Below are 17,245 nucleotides of genomic sequence, written 5' to 3'. Positions count from 1 at the left end.
CCTATGCTGTCGTGGATTTTGTTAATTGCAGTTTTGCTCGCGCTCGTGATCCTAGGAACCTGGGTGTGGGGTTCTATTTTTGGGCGTGGCGAGGTGTTTTCCGACCTTGACGAACGCCGTGACCTTGTTGAAGACAACCGGAAGGCGTTGCGCGAGGATCGCTTTGATGACATCCGCTTTGACGTTGTCTCTTATGGCTACCGTCAGACCCAAGTCGACGCTCTCCTTAACGAACTGGAAAAACGTCTGACCTCCACAGGCACCAATTCTGAAGCTTCCACCGGTGAAACGGCTGCAGCAACAGAGGAATCCGCCGAATCTGGAAAGCAAGGCCTATCTGCGCCGCTTAAAAACACTAGTCCGCAACGTGACTAGGAAAACGGCGTAGAGTGGTTGGGGTAACCCAAATAATTTGAATCCCAAAGGAGCGGAACAACTATGGCAGCTATGAAGCCACGCACGACAGGTGGGCCAATGGAAGCAGTTGAGGAGTCCCGCAAGATTGTTATGCGAATCCCCTCCGATGGTGGTGGTCGAATCGTCGTTGAACTCACCAAAGAGGAAGCAGCTGAACTCGGTTCACTCCTAACTGAAGTTTCCAGCTAGTCTGAAAGCATGCTTTCACACATCATCGATGTTCTGGCCGACCCCAACGATGGCTCTGCTCTCACCGGTGCGGATGATTTCACCCGCCTGGTATCGGGATCGGGCCATTCCTTTGATGTAGCCAAGCAAGGTTACGTCACGCTCTCGGCAGGCGCAGGGCTTAAACATAAGGGCGACTCCATCGAGATGGTCAATGCCCGCGAGACCTTCCTCTCCCTCGGGCACTTTGCGCCGTTCGTGGAAGCAGTCACTGGCGCGGTCCAGGATGCACTGGATGCAGCCGAACTGCCAGAAACCGTTGCCCCGACTCTGCTTGAAGTAGGTGCTGGCACAGGCTATTACCTAGCGCACACCCTCGACTCCATCGCGGACGCACGCGGCATCGGCCTCGATATTTCACCACATGCTGCCAAGCATTTGGCAAAGTGCCACCCACGCGTCGGCGCAGTTGTAGCGGATGTGTGGGAACGCCTTCCGTTGCAGGACGATTCGGTGGATGCGATTTCCGTAGTCTTTGCCCCTCGCAACCCAGCCGAGTTTCAACGTATTTTGCGCCCGGGCGGCGAAGTTATCGTCTTGACCCCTGGTGTGGGCCACTTGGATGAATTGCGCGAACCTCTAGGAATCCTGGGCGTAGAGGAAGGCAAGATTGAGCGCATGTACGAGCAAGCCGCAGGCCATCTCGAGCAAGCAGCCGACCCTGTGGACCTATCCTTCCCGATGAAACTCGACCGCGCTTCCATCGCAGCGCAGGTGGGAATGAGCCCTTCGGCCCGCCACCTGGGCGCTGAAGTTCTTGCAGAGCGGATGGAGCTGCTTCCTGAATCTATGACGGTTACTGCGCGTGCGCGTCTCGACCGATTGCGCGCAGTATAACCCAATTAAAAGGCGTGAACCCCCGGACCCTAGGTTAAGGGCTAGGGAGGGACATGCAGAAAGGCTGGAGACCACGTGGGGGTCTCCAGCCTTTTAGTCTTTAAATGTTGTGCCTTAGAGCTTAGAGCCCTTGCGCTGCCAGGATTGCTCGATTACAGCATCGCCGGAAGTCTCAACGATGACATCGGAACAGCCCTTCTCGAAGTAGACCCGGGAGCCCATTGCTACCTGGCCGCCGTCGGCGTAGACCTCTACAGTGGCGCCGTCGACTACGATGGTTAGGGAATCAGAGTCGCCTTCCGCGAGTTGAGCTATGGCCGGCTCGGAGTCCTTGAAATAGGAATCAAAAGCCTTAGCCATAGAACGATCAAGCGTCAAGGTGCTGCCTGCGTGGGTGACCACGGCCGCTGGTTCACCGTTGCCGTCCAACAGAGTTACCGTGACGGAAGAGCCCTCTGGGACGTCCAGTACGCCGGTCCAGGAACGGGCGCGTTCAGACTGACGGATTGCGTCCGGTAGGCCACGCGGCGGAGTCTGGAAGAGCTTTCCACCCTGCAGGGTCAGGTGGCGCGGCAGCGCCAGCGTATTGGCCCACCCCTCCTCCTTGAAGGATGGGTGCAGCGTGGGATCGTCGCCGCGGCCATTGCCGTTGAGCAAGCCGAAGATGAGGGCTTCGTCGTAACGCGTCTCCTGCGGAATGGTTCCATCAGTGGTGTTGGTATTGCGCGGCCGCGAGAAGTCATGGCCGAAGTCAATGCGCTGGAAGCCAGACGCAATAGTAAAGGTGGTTCCTTCCAAGCGGCCCACCAAGTATCCGGACACGTCGCGATTGTTGCGTTCAAGGGTAAGAAGGAGGACGTCGTAAATGCGGCCGTCCACCTCGTCACGCAGGCGCACCAAGCGAGGGGAAACGACGGGCGGAATAGAGGAGTTCGCCGGCACCTCGCCCTCGTTGAAACCTGGCTCGCCATTGAATTCGAGCGGGCCCTCGACTTCCCAGGATAGACCGTCTGCAGAACGGAGAATTACCGGAAGCGGCGCATCAGAGTGCCCAGTCAGTGCAAGCATGAGCCAGCCCTCGTGGCCCTCGTCGCGGTCCTTTGCCGCCCAATCCGGAACAACCGAAGGGGAGCGGAAGCGCGAGTAGTTGGTGACGGAGCTAGCCACTTCGCCATAACGGACAACGTTTGGATCTAACGAGTGACTGTCATCAGAAATCTCGCACACGTCTTGGAAGTCCGTGAAGCGGGCCAAACGCACCGAAGTGCCGGTGGAGGTCACCGAGGTGAAGTAAAGATTGATGGCGTCTTCCCCCGCTGCCACGGAGCCCGCGCGCAGGGAAAGCTCGCCGCCGACAGGGGCCAGGACGTCGTCGCATTCCAGCCAGTCGAAGGGGAGTTCTTCAGAATATGTGTGGCCCCAACGCGCCGGAGCAGAAAGCTCATGACGGTACTGGAAGAACAGATGCCAAGTGGTGCCATCGAGAAGGACCCCGGCAGGTGCTTCAAGAATTCCCGATTCCGGAACAAAGTGCAGTTCAGGACGATGAGTTGTCACGAATAACCTTCCTAGAAATGTGCCTATACGAGGGCGCGGTAGATGTCGACGGTTTGGGAAGCGATGGTGGCCCACGAGAACTCGTCGACTGCGCGTTTGCGGCCAGCTTGGCCGAATGCAGCAGCCCGCTCTTTGTCAGTAGCAACCTGATTGACAGCCGCGGCGAGGTCCGACTCAAAGGTAGCTGTATCGTTCTCGTCGTAGTGGACCAGCACGCCGGTCTCACCATTCACGACAACCTCGGGGATGCCGCCGACGTCAGAAGCGACGACGGCGGTGCCACACGCCATGGCTTCGAGATTCACGATGCCGAGCGGTTCGTAGATAGAAGGGCACACGAAAACTTCGGCGCCCGAGTAGACCTCCTGGATAAGGCTGCGCGAAAGCATCTCTTGTACCCAGAAGACCCCGTCACGGGTGGACTGTAGTTCCTCGACCAGAGCCTTGGTTTCCGCAGCGATTTCAGGGGTATCTGGAGCACCGGCGCAGAGGACCAGCTGGATGTCCTTGTCGAACTGGGCTGCAGCCTTGAGTAGGTGCTTTACGCCCTTTTGGCGGGTGATGCGGCCGACGAAAGCAACGACGGGGCGCTGCTTGTCGACGCCCAGGGTGTCGAAGTAGTCAGCCTGGCGCGGCTGCCACAGCTGGGTGTCAATACCGTTGAGAACAACGTGCACCTTGGACTCATCGATGCGGGGATAAGCATCCAAGATAGCGCCCTTCATGCCGGCAGACACAGCGATGACGGCATCGGCATATTCCATGGCGTTCTTCTCTGACCACGAGGAAACCTCGTAGCCGCCGCCGAGCTGCTCGCGCTTCCATGGGCGATGCGGCTCCAAAGAGTGCGCAGTGACTACGTGCGGGATGTCGTAGAGGCGCGCCGCAAGATGCCCAGCCAATCCGGCATACCACGTATGTGAGTGTGCGATATCGATGTCGGAGGCGGCAGTGGCCATGCGCAATCCGGTGGACAGCGTTTGGATAGCGGGGTTAGCTTGCGTCAGCTCCGGATCAACCCCGTGGGTGAAGACATCTTTTTCGTCGCGGGGCGCGCCAGTGCAATGCACTGATACGTCGATGAGTTCGCGCATAAAACGGGTTAGTTCGGCGACATGTACGCCTGCGCCACCATAAATCTCTGGTGGATATTCTTTGGAAAAAATTCCGGCTCTCATGCCCTCCCAGAATACGGATTAAGTTAACCGTGTGCAGAAAAAGATCGCGGGGGTAGTTTCACAGATATTTCTTCTGCGAAACGTTTGAAAAGTGAATAGGTTGGAACATGTGAAAACGCAGCCTAATGTCCTTGCCATTGTCCTCGCCGGCGGCGAAGGTAAGCGTCTCTTCCCGTTGACGGAGGATCGCGCGAAGCCCGCCGTTCCCTTCGGCGGCTCCTATCGCTTAATCGACTTCGTCTTGTCGAATCTCGTCAACGCGGGTTATCTCAAGATTGCAGTCTTGACTCAGTACAAGTCCCACTCCCTCGACCGTCACATCTCGCAGGCCTGGAATTTGTCGGGCCCTACTTCCCAGTACATCGCTTCCGTTCCGGCACAGCAGCGCCGTGGCAAGCGTTGGTACAGCGGTTCTGCGGACGCCATCGTGCAGTCTCTCAACCTTATCTATGACGAGAAACCTGACTATGTCATCGTCTTCGGTGCTGACCACGTCTACCGCATGGATCCCCGGCAGATGGTCGAAGAGCACATCGCCACCGGCTTGGACTGTTCCGTTGCTGGTATTCGCGTACCGCGCTCAGAGGCGTCTGCATTCGGTTGTATCCAGGCTGATGGCATGGGCTCAATCACTGAGTTCTTGGAAAAGCCAGAGAACCCGCCATCAACGCCAGATGATCCGAACATGACTTATGCGTCGATGGGTAACTATGTCTTCACCGCCGACGCTTTGATTGAGGCGCTGCTTGAGGATGAGCAGAACGAGAACTCTGATCATGACATGGGTGGCGACATCATCCCTTATTTCGTTGAGCGCGGTCAGGCTCATGTTTATGACTTCATGGCTAACGAGGTTCCTGGCTCAACTGAGCGTGACCACGGCTACTGGCGCGACGTAGGTACCATCGACTCGTTCTACGAGGCGCACATGGACCTCATCTCTGTGCACCCAATCTTCAACTTGTACAACAACCGCTGGCCGATTCACTCCACCGATGAGTCCAACCTGCCGCCAGCAAAGTTTGTGCAAAATGGTATCGCACAATCGTCAATGGTGGCTCCTGGCTGCATCGTCTCTGGCGGTACGGTCCGCAACTCCGTCCTTTCTTCGGACGTCCATGTTGCAGACGGTGCAACGGTAGAGGGCTCCGTCCTTTTGCCAGGTGTGCGCGTAGGCAAGGGGGCGGTGGTTCGCCACGCCATCTTGGACAAGAACGTTGTTGTTTCCGATGGCGCAATTATCGGCGTTGACCGCGAGCGCGATGAAGCCCGCTTCAAGGTCTCTGATGGCGGCGTAGTGGTCGTGGGCAAGAACGAGACTGTATAAAATCGCCTCTTAGGACTTGGGCTGCGATTAAAGCCGGGGCGGAGCTTCCTTTCAAAGGTTGGCTCCGCCCCGGCTTTTTGTGCCCAGTTCGTCGCTAGTCTTTCAAGAGTTGTGACAGCTAGCTACTGCTTGGTGATGAGTGTAAGTCCCGAGCCCAATGGAAGACGCGTGACAATCGCGCCCTCGAGGGAGCGCGCGAGTTCATCTGCCTCGCGGGCTGCCGCAGTGTCGCGGTCAGTACGCGTGGTGTCTGCGAGCGTTCCGTCGAGGAGAGAATTGGCCAGTACCAAGGTGCCGTGCTGGCGCAGCAGAGGGAATGCGGCGTTGATGAGTGCAGGCATATCCAGTGCAGGAACGTCGGCGAAGATGAGCTGGTAGGCGTCAGTTGCAAGGCGGCCCATCACCTCGAGTGGACGAGAAGGCAAGAAGCGTGCACGCGTGGTGGCGAATCCAGCCTCACGGAAGGTGGCCTTGGCCATGGCCTGGTGCTCTGCCTCCGGGTCGATACAGGTGACGATGCCGTTTTCGGGCAAACCCTGGAGGAGATAGATTCCTACCACGGCGGCAGCCGGGGTGATTGCCACTGCCTGTGCGCGCTCAGCGCCAGTACTGGTGGCGGTGAGGGAGGTAAGCAGCTGTCCTGTTGCTTCATCAGGAACGGACAGGCCATATTCCTCAGCATGGGAGCGTGCTCCGGCGAGTGCCTCAGAAACGTCGCTGGTGGATTCGATGTAAGAACGCAATGCGTCGTATGCCGTAATAGTCACAACCTAAACCTTAGGTAATTTTGTACGTGCGCGGTGTCAAGACGCCAGGTTTGTTACTGATGAGATAGATGTTTTCTCTTCACAGAGTCTTAACAGAATAATGTCTGGCGTTTTGAAGCTAGGTATAGAAAAATGATTGGCATGACAAAAAAGCAGATCGTTGAATCTTCTCTCGGCGAAGCACACGAGGGGGCTCCTGCATCCTTCGCTGATGCGCAGGAGGAACTGACTGGAACGGCTGCTTTTGACGCGGGCACTGCAGCCATGCCTTCCTGGGCTGAGCTGGTGGCTGAGCACGCAGACTCTGTTTACCGCTTGGCGTACCGCCTTTCTGGTAACCAGCAAGATGCGGAGGATCTGACTCAAGAAACGTTCATGCGAGTCTTCCGTTCACTGGATAAGTACCAAGCCGGCACCTTTGATGGATGGCTGCACCGCATCACCACGAACCTGTTCCTTGATATGGTCCGTCACCGCGCCAAGATCCGTATGGAGGCTTTGCCGGAGGACTACGAACGTGTCCCAGGAACGGACATGACCCCGGAGCAGGCCTATTCTGTGGCGAACTTGGATCCAGTTCTGCAAAAGGCTTTGGATGAGCTTGCCCCTGACTTCCGCGTCGCCGTGGTCCTTTGTGATGTTGTGGGCATGAGCTACGACGAAATCGCAGAGACTCTGGGTGTGAAATTGGGTACTGTTCGTTCCCGCATCCACCGTGGCCGTTCGCAGCTGCGCGCTGCCTTGGAGAACGCGGCACAGACTAACGACGACGCTCGCGTGCTGTTGCGCACTCGCTAGCGTTCCACACCGAGCGCCGTTCGGCGTCTATGGTGGGAGATAGCAACGCGCTGCAAAATAACGGCGACGCCTCGATAAGAAAGAAGGTGGGAATAGTTCATGGAATCCTTCGAACGTAAACGCCGCGCCGCCTTCTCTCTGCGTGGGGTGGTGGGCACTGAAACCAGCATCGATAGTGCCCATTCCAAAGCTCGCGATAAAGCCAAAGCTAAAGCGCGGCGTGGCGACACCATTGGTCACCTTGGGCCAGAAGCTGTGGCAGCCTTTGTCGACGGTGAAATGGAGCCGAAGGCAAAACACCGCGTGCGAGTGCACTTGGTTCATTGCTCGGAGTGCCGCGCAGACGTCCACGAGCAGCGGCACGCTTCCGAGTGGCTGCGCCAGTGCAACGTCGATGCCCAGGTCCGCGCGCCCAAAGATCTGATGGCCAAGCTCGCCGGCATTGCTAGTGACGCCGCGACCGTAATGCGCACTTCTAACGAAGCAAGGGCTGAAGAGGTTTGTCAGGCAGCTTCACCCCAGGATTTCCTCGATAAGTTTGAGATGGTTATCCGCGCGGTTAAGCACAACCAAGGCCGTAAATAGCTTCGTCCCCATAATTGGTGGAGGTGTCGCCTCAGCAGAAGACGGCTGAGAGGGATAAGATGACACCGTGTTTTCTTCAATCGGTTGGCTCGAGATAGCGTTCATCGTTCTCATCGGAATTGTTGTCATCGGCCCGGAGCGCTTGCCTGGGGTTATTACCGATATTCGGGCTGCGATCTATGCCGCGCGCAAGGCCATCAACAACGCCAAAGCAGAGCTGGAAGGCGATCTGAGCGGCTTGGGTGAGGAATTCGACTCACTGCGTGGCCCCATCAGCCAGGCCGCAGAGTGGACTCGCATGGGCCCACGTGGCGTTATCACCAAGGCGCTTTTCGACGGCGATGAATCCGCGTGGGATGACTTCGACCCTAAGAAGATGACGGAGGGCCTAGGCAAGCCGGTGATTTCAAACCAGCCGCAGCAGCCAGCCTCGGGTACGCAGAGCTCGTCCACCCCAACGCAGAATAGGCCGACCTTTGATTACTCGCAGGTTTATGCGCCCCAGCAAAACACCTCGCACTCCAAGCCCAGCCAGCAGGGCCAACGAGCGCAAACACAGGCGCCACAGGGGCATGAAAACGCCCAAAAGCCGAAACCTTCCGATGACGGGGGTCATGCAGCAGGTTCCGGCTTCTCCTGGGCTGACGTAACCTAGCTCGTCCGAGCCCGGCTCGTGGCTAGTGGCGGGTAACCCCGAGTCCGAGGGTCTTGCCTACGAGTGAGTCGGAGCGGATGGCCAGCTTATCGGCTAGCCCCTTGACCGCCTGCGCGGAGGGGGACTCAGGCGCGGCCTTAACGATCGGCTCGCCAGCGTCGCCACCAGTGCGCAGAGCGGGGTCGAGTGGGATCTCAGCCAAGACCGGCACCTCGTAGCCGAGGATGGTGGACAGGCGCTCAGCCACGACCTTGCCGCCGCCGGTGCCGAAGATATCCATCGTGGAGCCATCTGGTAGCACCATGGCGCCCATGTTCTCAATGACACCAGCAACGCGTTGACGGGTTTGCTGCGAGATGGAGCCGGCACGCTCTGCAACCTCAGCGGCCGCGGCCTGCGGGGTCGTCACGATGAGTAGCTCGGCGTTGGGGATGAGCTGCGCAACGGAGAGCGCGACGTCGCCAGTGCCGGGCGGAAGGTCGAGCAGGAGCACGTCTAGGTCGCCCCAGAAGACGTCCGCCAGGAACTGCTGTAGTGCACGGTGCAGCATCGGTCCACGCCACACCACAGGGGCGTTGCCCTCCACGAATTGGCCGATGGAGATGTGCTTGATGCCGTGAGAGATAGGCGGCAGAAGCATCTCATCATCGAGCACCGTGGGGCCAGCGGTAGAACCTAGAAGACCGGGCACGGAGTGACCGTAGATGTCAGCATCGACGATGCCTACTTTAAGGCCCTTGGTCACCAACGCGGCAGCCAGGTTAACGGTGGTGGAGCTCTTGCCGACGCCGCCCTTACCGGAGGCGACCGCAAAGACGCGGGTGGTGGAGTCTGGTTTTGCGAAAGGAATTTCTGGCTCTGCCTGGCCGCCGCGCAGCTTTTGCTTGAGTGCGCGACGCTGCTCGTCGCTCATTGTGTCGAGTGCGACGGATACTTGGCCCACGCCCTCGAGATCCTCGAGGACAGCGCGAGTGTTGGCTTCGATGGTGTTTTTCATCGGGCAGCCAGCGATGGTGAGATAGATTTCTACAGCGACGTCATTGCCGTCAACGTTGACGGACTTGACCATATCGAGTTCAGTGATGGGGCGGCCGATCTCGGGGTCTTCAACCCTAGAAAGGGCCTCCCGAACGGCGGATTCTGTGATAGCGCTAGTCATAACCCGTCCCATCTTAGCCCTTTATTTAACACAGGAAAACGCTGGGATAAGGCGGCGTCGTTAAGCGCAAATGCCCAGTGTAGAATTTTAGGGACGTTGTGACCCCTTGTTAACTCACTGATGTCATCTTCTGGAACATCTATTAGGAGACTGTGTTGATGCAAACCCGCGCATTTCTCGCGATGCTGGCCACCGCAGGACTAGCCTTGGGCACGGCCAGTTCCTGCGCAAGGTTTGATCCTTCTGCTGATGCCAAGGTGGGTGTGGCTCAAACAGTGACGATCGCAGTTGATGCGCAGTCCACGCGCCAATTGGTGCTGGCGGAGCTCTACAAGCAAACCCTCGAGTCGGAGGGGCGCGCAGCTAACATAGTCAACAACGATGTACTTTCGGAAGATCCGAGTTTGAATGAAAAATTGCCGCTGTTCCAAAGCAGTGACGGGACAAGCAACCTCTACATTGGGTGCACCGGTCAGCTCCTGAACGCGTTTAATCCTGATGAAGCCAGAAAGCTATCGCAGCGCTTTGTTGCGGACGAAAAGGAACCCTCTGGTGAAGATTTCCTAGCCACTACGCATATTGCATTGATGAATGCTCTGCCGCCTGAACTGGCGGTCGTGGAACCGGCCAGTGCTCACGGTTGTGAAGGCTCTGATGTGGAACTTCCAGAGAATTACGTGGCCTTGTACTACAAGGGCCTGTTCAATAGGGAAGAGCGCCTAGCGGTGTCTTCATTGACCAAGTTCCTTACTGAGGAAGAAATTGAAGAGCTCGTTGAAAAGTCCGAGAAATCGGGCTCCATCGAGGAGACCGTTGGCCAATGGATGGCGGAGTCCAACGCCGGAACAGTGATGGATACTGGCGGAGATTCGAATTCTTCTGGTGGCTCTGATCTGACATCTGATGACGGCAAGACTGATAAGAGCAGTAAGCCAAAGTCCTAAGCTTTTCATCTCTTAGCCTGCTACACCGCGTGCACGCGGAAGTTGGTTCACTATTCAACAAAAAGCGCCCTTGCCTCCCACGTGATGGGAGACAAGGGCGCTAGTGCTTGCTGGTGGGGGCAAACTTGACCCCGTCAGCTGTGGCCGTCTCAGACGGCCACGTACACGCTCTTAGATGTCGAAGGCCTCGTCCAGCAGCTTCTTCTGCTCAATCTGGTGGACCTTAGCGATACCAGTAGCAGTCGAGGACTGTGCACGGCGGGAGACGCGGACCATTTCCGGCATATCCGGAATCAGGCGGCGCAGATGCTCGTTGTAGAACGGCCATGGACCCTGGTTAGCCGGTTCATCCTGAACAAAGCGAACCTGGGTAGCGTTCGGGTAAGCCTTGAATGCCTCAGACAGGCGGTTGAACGGAATCGGGTGCAGCATCTCGAGTCGAACGATAGCTATGTCGTCGCGACCGTCAGCTTCCTTCTTCTTGGCCAGCTCCCAGTACAACTTGCCGGAGACCAGCATGATGGTCTTGACCTTGTCAGCATCGCCGACCTTGTTGCCGTTGTGGTCAACGAAGTTCGGGTCATTGATGACGGATCGGAAGGCCTTGATCTCCGTGAACTCTTCGATGGAGGAGGCGGCAGCCTTGTTACGCAGCATGGACTTCGGGGTGAAGACAACCAGCGGGCGCTTCATGGAACCGAGAGCCTGGCGGCGTAGCAGGTGGAAGTGGTTTGCCGGGGTAGAAGGCTGAGCCACGGTCATGGAGCCTTCAGCACACAGCTGCAGATAGCGCTCAATACGAGCAGAGGAGTGGTCAGGGCCCTGACCCTCGTAGCCGTGTGGCAGCAGCAGAACCAGGCTGGAGAGCTGGCCCCACTTGGCCTCACCAGAGGAGATGTACTCATCGATGATGGTCTGAGCACCGTTGGCGAAGTCGCCGAACTGTGCCTCCCATGCCACGAGAGCATCCTGGTTACCCACGGAATAGCCGTACTCAAAGCCCATGCCGGCGTACTCGGTCAGAGCGGAGTTGTAGACCAGGAAGCGGCCGCCGTTGCCCTTGGTTTGTGCAAGGTAATTCAGCGGGTTGTACTCGCTGCCATCGCGCGGGTCGATCGGGATTGCGTGACGCTGGGTGAAAGTGCCGCGGCGGGAATCCTCACCAGCCAGGCGGACCAGCTTGCCCTCGTTGGCCAGGGAACCAAAAGCGATGAGCTCGCCCCAGCCCCAGTCGATGCCGCCCTGGGTGGAGGACTTCAGTCGCTCCTTGGCCACGCGAGCAACGCGTTTGTGGTACTCGAAGCCCTCAGGGCCGTTGGCGTAGGCCTGGCCGATTTCGGCGATCTCCTCGGCAGTGATGGAGGTATCCAAACCACGGGTGAGCTCCTGTGCGGCGGTGATGCCATGCTGCTCGCCCGGAGCACCGTTCTCAGCTTCCTTGACCTGGGTGAAGACGGACTCCATCTGGTCGTGGAAGTCACGTGCAGCTGCCTCAGCTTCTGCATCAGAAAGATCGCCGCGGCCAATGAGCTCCTGGGTGTAGATCTCACGAACAGACTTGTGCTCATCGATGATGGAGTACAGCTCTGGCTGAGTCATCGAAGGATCATCCGCCTCGTTGTGGCCGCGCAGGCGGTAGCAGATGAGGTCGATGAAGACATCCTTGCCGAACTTGCGGCGGTACTCGGTGGCCAGCTGGCCTACCCACACAACTGCTTCTGGGTCGTCGCCGTTGACGTGGAAGACCGGGCAGTCGAAGCCCTTAGCCAGGTCGGTGGCGTAGTGAGTGGAACGCGCGGAATCCGGGGTGGTGGTGAAGCCAACCTGGTTGTTGACCACGATGTGCACGGTGCCGCCGGTGGTGTATCCACGCAGCTGGGACAGGTTGATGGTCTCCTGAACAATGCCCAGGCCGTTGAAGGAAGAGTCGCCGTGGAGCATGACCGGAACAACGGAGAAGCCGTCCTGGCCCTTGTCCAATAGGTCCTGCTTGGCGCGGGCGATACCTTCCATGACTGGGTCAACGGCCTCGAGGTGAGACGGGTTAGCAGCCAGGGTGATGTCGATTTCGCCATCGCCGAACATCTGGATATGGTGGCCCTCGGAGCCCAGGTGGTACTTAACGTCACCGGAGCCGCCGAGCTGGCCGCCCTTGTAGTTGCCATCGAACTCGCCAAAGAGGTCAGCCAGTGGCTTGCCCACGATGTTGAACAAGACGTTGAGGCGACCACGGTGTGGCATGCCGATAACAACCTCGTCGAGGCCCTGGCTGGCAGCGGTGTCCACGATGGCGTCCATCAGCGGGATGAGGGACTCAGCGCCCTCGAGGGAGAAGCGCTTCTGGCCCACGTACTTGGTGTGGAGGAAGTTCTCGAAAGCCTCAGCAGCGTTGACCTTCTGCAGGATGTGCTTCTGCTCAGCGTTGGTCGGCTTCGGCATGCCTGCTTCGAGGCGATCCTGCAGCCAGCTGCGCTCGTCGCGGTCGAGGATGTGTGCGTACTCGGAGCCGACCTTCAGCGTGTAGGCATCGCGCAGGCGCTTGACGACCTCGCGCAGGGTCATGGTCTCCTGGCCGCCGAATCCACCAACGTTGAAGGTGCGGTCCAGGTCCCAGATGGTCAGACCGTGGGTCTTGAGGTCCAAGTCGCGGTGGTCCGGCCAAGGCAGGCCCGGCTGGCGCCAGCCTAGTGGATTGACGTCTGCGAGCAAGTGGCCGCGGGAACGGTAGGACTCGATGTACTGCATGACGCGGGTGTTCTTGTCTACGCCGGTGTTCGGCACATCCTGTGCCCAACGGAAAGGCTGGTAAGGAACGCCCATGGACTCGAAGAGTTCGTCCCAGAAGCGGTCATCAACAATGAGCTGGCCGAGGGTGCGCAGGAACTCGCCGGACTCTGCACCCTGGATGACGCGGTGGTCGTAGGTGGAGGTCAGGGTGACCAAACGGCCGACGCCCAGATCTGCGAGGCGGTCTTCGGAAGTACCGGCGAACTCCGCCGGGTAATCCATGGAGCCAACGCCGATGATTGCGCCTGCGCCCTTGGTCAGACGGGCGATGGAGTGGCGGGTGCCGATGCCGCCTGGGTTGGTGAGGTTGATGGTGACGCCGGAGAAGTCATCCATCGTGAGCTTGTTTTTGCGGGAGCGGTTAACGATGTCCTGGTATGCGTCCACAAACTCGGAGAAGGACATGTTCTCGGCTTCCTTGACCGCGGCAACGACGAGTGCGCGGGAGCCGTCCTTCTGCGGGAGGTCGATAGCCAGGCCCAAGTTGACGTGCTCAGGCTGGACCACGGTGGGCTTTCCGTCTTTGAGCTCGTAGCGGACGTTCATGTCCGGGTGAATCTGGGTTGCCTTGACGAGGGCGTAACCGAGGATGTGGGTGAAGGAAATCTTGCCGCCGCGGGTGCGCTTGAGGTGATCGTTGATCATTGCGCGGTTTTCCCACATAAGTTTCACCGGTACGTCGCGCACGGTGGTAGCGGTAGGAACCTCAAGGGACTCGTCCATGTTCTTGGCGATTGCCTTGAACATGCCCTTGAGCTGACGCTCGCCTGCCTCAGGGGCTTCGCCAATGCGATCGAGCGGGGAATCAGAGGTCTTCTTAGAGCTGGAATCCTTGCCAGGCTTCTCAGCAACCTTGCTAGGCTTAGCTGCCGGTTCTCCGCCAGCTGCAGCGGACTTAGCAGCGGGCTTTACCGGAGCCGACTTCTTGGCGGACTTATCCGCAGAAGCAGCCGCCGGGGTAGATGCACCATTGTTTGGTGCTCCGTTGTCCTCGAAGTAATCGCGCCACTCCTTATCTACGGAGTTTGGATCCTTGGAGTACTGCTGGAACTGTTCGTCAATCAGCCACGCATTAGGGCCGAAAATGCTCGAGTTGCTCACGGCAGGAATTCGCCTCATTTCCTTGTTAATTACGGTTCGTTAATGGGACTTTAGTAGCGTCTTCGCGCGGGCGCACACGGCACCCCGAAAAGTGTCTCCTCACATGATACGTTCCGTGTTGTTTTACTCACTAGGTTAGGGGTGAAAAGGCCCCCTTAGTGGCGGGAAAACACTTAAGCGGCGGGCAATGGCGATAGTTGTTCGCGGGCGTGTTCCATGACCTTCTTGGCCAATTTGCGGTTCGCAGAGGTACCCAGGACGGCGCCGATGCCCATGGGCATGAGCTTAGAAACCCATGCCCATTTCAAGCGCTTGGTGATCTGCTTGGTAAAGAGCTTGGTCAAGCGTCCGTTGAGGCCGTTGAGAGTGGGCGCGGAAAAGCGCGACAAGGTTGCTGCTGAGGTGACGCCCGAAACAGTGCCCAAGTCACCAACGAGAGTGTCAACCACTGCGGTTCCCCTGGAGCCGGTCAACACGAGTAGAACCAGAGCGCGGCGGCGTTCTGCGTCATTAATGTTGTCGCCGCGCAGGTAGGCGGAGGACAGGATGTACCACGCAGCGGACTCTAAGAAGACTACGGACTCGGCACCGACGGCGGCCACGCCGGTAACCATGCCGACGCCTGGGACGGCAGCGGATGCGCCTGCGGCCGCACCGGTACCGGAAACAATGTTAAGGAAATGCTTGTCCACGAGCGCCTGCAGTTGCGCCGGTGATGAGCCTGGGTTGCGCTTGCGCAGTCCTTCTACGTACTTGGTGATAACAGAAGTTTGTACAGTGACGGCCTTATCGAGTCCTGCGAGCAGCGCCTTAGTAAAAGTATTGGCGTTGTCGGGGTTAATGTCATAAACGTCGAGCCCTTCTGGGGCAGTGCCCTCAGTGCCCTTAGCGCCTTCAGCACTAACCCCAGCAGTACCTACGTTGCCGTTTCCGTTCTTATTGTCATCTTTGTTAAAGAAAGCAGCCATTTTTGTTCACCTCTCAATATTGATAATGGCGCTCCGACTGGCGCGCCACGTTTATTTCCCACCGTAGCGTAAGATTCGGCCTTCAACCTGAAAGCTTCCTGTGGGCTAGCCGGTATTTGCTATGGGCGTAGTCGCAGCTGGCTGCCAGACATTGCTCGTAAAACTCTCCTAATCTTGTAGATATGAATGCTGATGGAACTTACGGGCTGAGGTCTCGTGAAGCAAGTTCCGCCGTAGCCAAAATGCATGCGGCCAGCGCGCATGCGCGGGCACGGGCGGCAGCGGTGGCCGCTGCTAATGCCTGGGAAGATGATCTGACCGTTCGTACCGACAGCGGCTGGGTGCGCGGCAGTCTTGAGGAGGATCTGCGCACCGATCGCCCTATCTCCTCCCCGGTGCGCTCCTGGCGTGGTCTTCCCTTTGGCGCGGATACGGGTGGCGCCAACCGGTTTATGCCTGCTCAAAAAGTGGCGCCTTGGGAAGGCGTGCGGGAGTGCAAACAGTTCGGGGCTGTGGCTCCACAACCCATTTATTCTTGGCAGGACCGCGTCGAAGGCTCCGAAGACTGCCTTCACTTAGACGTGGTGCGCCCCAATAATGATGAGAAGCTGCCCGTGGTGGTCTACCTGCACGGGGGAAGTTTTATTGTGGGTTCTTCGCACATGTTGATGTTGCGGGGCTTCGAGTTGGCCGCGCAGATGGGCGTTGTTTACGTTTCCGTCAACTTCCGCTTGGGCGCATTGGGTTACCTGGATTTGCGTAGCCTGGGCGGGGAGTGCACGGCAAATCCTGCGGTTTCGGATCAGCTCTTGGCGTTGCAGTGGGTCAAACGCAATATTGCGGCTTTTGGCGGCGATCCTGAAAACATCACGTTGATGGGGGAGTCAGCTGGCGGTGCTGCGGTTTTGACACTGATGACGGTTCCGCGGGCTGAGGGATTGTTCAATCGTGCCATTGCGCAGTCGCCCCCTATTGGTATGTTGCATTCGCGCACGCAGTCGACGTTCTGGGCGCGAGAATTGGTATCGCGCATGGCATTACCGCGGGCGACGAGCGTCGATGACTTGCGCACCCACGATTTCGGCGACATCGTGCGGGCCGGCCAATCCATGATGTGGCGTGCGGGCGAGCTTTTCCATTTGAACTCCTGCTACGCCCCCACAGTGGATGGCGACCTCATTCCGCAGCATCCGCTTTTGGCCTTTGAAGAGGGCAAGCAAATTCAGGTCCCGCTGTTGGTGGGCACGAACTCGGATGAGGCCAGCTTCGGCAAGTTCCTGTACCAGCGTCAAAGTGCTCGGCAGCGTGCGGCACTGCGGCTTTTGGCTTCCTTCGATGAAGTGAACGCGCCGGCGGTGGTCAAGGCTTATGGTGGGGCGATTGCGCGTAAGGACTTTGCGCACTTGCTTACCGACGCCCTGTTCTGGGCGCCCACCGTTCGCGTTGCGGATGCGCATTCCCGCACGAACAACACGTGGATGTACCGCTTCGACTTTGCACCGACGGCGTTGCGATGGCTGGGGTTGGGAGCGATGCACTCGATGGAGCTTTCCAACATCTTCGGCGACCCGGGGGCGTCCCGAGTTTCGGCTCTGACTCGAATGGGAGATAGCTCACTAATGGATGGCATGACGGAGTTGATGCAGTCTCAGTGGTCCTCGTTCATTCGCACGGGCAAGCCGCACGAGGATTGGCCGGTGTATGCATCGCCGCAGCGTAACACGATGATTTTTGACTCCGAGCCGCGAGTGGTTCAGGCGCCTTGTGAGAGGCGTCGCCAAGCATGGGAAAACTACAACATGTTGGAGTGGGGAAGCGGGCGCCCGGAACTGCTTTCTGCCCTGGGCTTCATAACGGAGGCGCTGGAGAACAGGTAGGATCTGAATGGCCTTGGCGTTTGCCTTGGTGACCAACTGCCACATGGATGGATTGCACTA

General features: G+C 58.3%; 15 protein-coding genes. 9 read left to right on the top strand and 6 right to left on the bottom strand.

All coding sequences use genetic code 11. From position 1 onward, the window contains the following. Positions 1-3 precede the first annotated feature (3 nt). From I6I72_RS01845 to I6I72_RS01835, 3 genes are all read left to right on the top strand, one after another. Complete coding sequence (locus tag I6I72_RS01845; RefSeq protein ID WP_005531900.1) at positions 4-375, top strand: hypothetical protein; 372 nt, start codon at positions 4-6, stop codon at positions 373-375. A 63-nt stretch (positions 376-438) separates the two neighbouring features. Further along, positions 439-606: a DUF3117 domain-containing protein gene (locus I6I72_RS01840; RefSeq protein ID WP_005531903.1), complete on the top strand. Its 168-nt coding sequence runs from the start codon at positions 439-441 to the stop codon at positions 604-606. Between the two features lie 9 nt (positions 607-615). Further along, positions 616-1,482 (top strand): methyltransferase domain-containing protein, encoded by an 867-nt coding sequence (locus tag I6I72_RS01835; RefSeq protein WP_005531905.1) that lies wholly within the window; start codon positions 616-618, stop codon positions 1,480-1,482. Between the two features lie 114 nt (positions 1,483-1,596). On the opposite strand, the gene I6I72_RS01830 is transcribed toward I6I72_RS01835, so the two are convergent. Together I6I72_RS01830 and glgA are read right to left on the bottom strand one after the other, a co-directional pair. After that, positions 1,597-3,039 carry a GH32 C-terminal domain-containing protein gene (locus I6I72_RS01830; protein WP_049151772.1) on the bottom strand — a complete coding sequence of 481 codons (1,443 nt, stop codon included), beginning with the start codon at positions 3,037-3,039 and terminating at the stop codon, positions 1,597-1,599. A gap of 23 nt (positions 3,040-3,062) precedes the next feature. Continuing rightward, positions 3,063-4,217 carry a glycogen synthase gene (gene glgA, locus I6I72_RS01825; protein WP_049145184.1) on the bottom strand — a complete coding sequence of 385 codons (1,155 nt, stop codon included), beginning with the start codon at positions 4,215-4,217 and terminating at the stop codon, positions 3,063-3,065. A 109-nt stretch (positions 4,218-4,326) separates the two neighbouring features. Here glgA and glgC point away from each other — a divergent pair, with 109 nt between their 5' ends. Continuing rightward, the gene (gene glgC / locus I6I72_RS01820; protein WP_005531910.1) at positions 4,327-5,544 is read left to right on the top strand and encodes a glucose-1-phosphate adenylyltransferase; all 1,218 of its coding nucleotides are present in this window, start codon (positions 4,327-4,329) and stop codon (positions 5,542-5,544) included. Positions 5,545-5,666: 122 nt separating this feature from the next. Here glgC and I6I72_RS01815 read toward each other — a convergent pair whose 3' ends face one another. Further along, positions 5,667-6,311 (bottom strand): O-methyltransferase, encoded by a 645-nt coding sequence (locus tag I6I72_RS01815; RefSeq protein WP_005531912.1) that lies wholly within the window; start codon positions 6,309-6,311, stop codon positions 5,667-5,669. Positions 6,312-6,443: 132 nt separating this feature from the next. Here I6I72_RS01815 and sigE point away from each other — a divergent pair, with 132 nt between their 5' ends. From sigE to I6I72_RS01800, 3 genes are all read left to right on the top strand, one after another. Next, positions 6,444-7,109 carry an RNA polymerase sigma factor SigE gene (gene sigE, locus I6I72_RS01810; protein WP_005531914.1) on the top strand — a complete coding sequence of 222 codons (666 nt, stop codon included), beginning with the start codon at positions 6,444-6,446 and terminating at the stop codon, positions 7,107-7,109. Between the two features lie 99 nt (positions 7,110-7,208). After that, positions 7,209-7,694, top strand: a complete 486-nt coding sequence (locus tag I6I72_RS01805; protein WP_053085004.1) for an anti-sigma factor family protein — start codon at positions 7,209-7,211, stop codon at positions 7,692-7,694. Between the two features lie 67 nt (positions 7,695-7,761). Next, on the top strand, positions 7,762-8,349 hold the full coding sequence (locus I6I72_RS01800; RefSeq protein ID WP_005531919.1) for a Sec-independent protein translocase family protein: 588 nt from the start codon (positions 7,762-7,764) through the stop codon (positions 8,347-8,349). Positions 8,350-8,371: 22 nt separating this feature from the next. On the opposite strand, the gene I6I72_RS01795 is transcribed toward I6I72_RS01800, so the two are convergent. Further along, positions 8,372-9,508 carry an Mrp/NBP35 family ATP-binding protein gene (locus I6I72_RS01795; RefSeq protein WP_049062631.1) on the bottom strand — a complete coding sequence of 379 codons (1,137 nt, stop codon included), beginning with the start codon at positions 9,506-9,508 and terminating at the stop codon, positions 8,372-8,374. A 158-nt stretch (positions 9,509-9,666) separates the two neighbouring features. Between I6I72_RS01795 and I6I72_RS01790 the strand changes: the two genes are divergently transcribed. Beyond that, complete coding sequence (locus tag I6I72_RS01790; protein ID WP_046645497.1) at positions 9,667-10,452, top strand: hypothetical protein; 786 nt, start codon at positions 9,667-9,669, stop codon at positions 10,450-10,452. Positions 10,453-10,623: 171 nt separating this feature from the next. On the opposite strand, the gene I6I72_RS01785 is transcribed toward I6I72_RS01790, so the two are convergent. Together I6I72_RS01785 and I6I72_RS01780 are read right to left on the bottom strand one after the other, a co-directional pair. Beyond that, the gene (locus tag I6I72_RS01785; RefSeq protein WP_201807377.1) at positions 10,624-14,340 is read right to left on the bottom strand and encodes a multifunctional oxoglutarate decarboxylase/oxoglutarate dehydrogenase thiamine pyrophosphate-binding subunit/dihydrolipoyllysine-residue succinyltransferase subunit; all 3,717 of its coding nucleotides are present in this window, start codon (positions 14,338-14,340) and stop codon (positions 10,624-10,626) included. A gap of 173 nt (positions 14,341-14,513) precedes the next feature. Next, a complete protein-coding gene (locus tag I6I72_RS01780; RefSeq protein WP_005531928.1) occupies positions 14,514-15,308 on the bottom strand; it encodes a hypothetical protein in 795 nt (264 codons plus the stop codon). 182 nt (positions 15,309-15,490) lie between these two features. On the opposite strand from I6I72_RS01780, the gene I6I72_RS01775 reads away from it, so the two are divergent. After that, the gene (locus I6I72_RS01775) at positions 15,491-17,185 is read left to right on the top strand and encodes a carboxylesterase/lipase family protein (RefSeq protein WP_034657585.1); all 1,695 of its coding nucleotides are present in this window, start codon (positions 15,491-15,493) and stop codon (positions 17,183-17,185) included. The last annotated feature ends 60 nt before the right edge of the window (positions 17,186-17,245 follow it).

Origin of the sequence: Corynebacterium striatum, assembly GCF_016728105.1 — a bacterium.
GTDB classification, from domain to species: Bacteria; Actinomycetota; Actinomycetes; order Mycobacteriales; family Mycobacteriaceae; genus Corynebacterium; species Corynebacterium striatum.
This window is presented reverse-complemented; position numbering and strand designations above follow the sequence as displayed.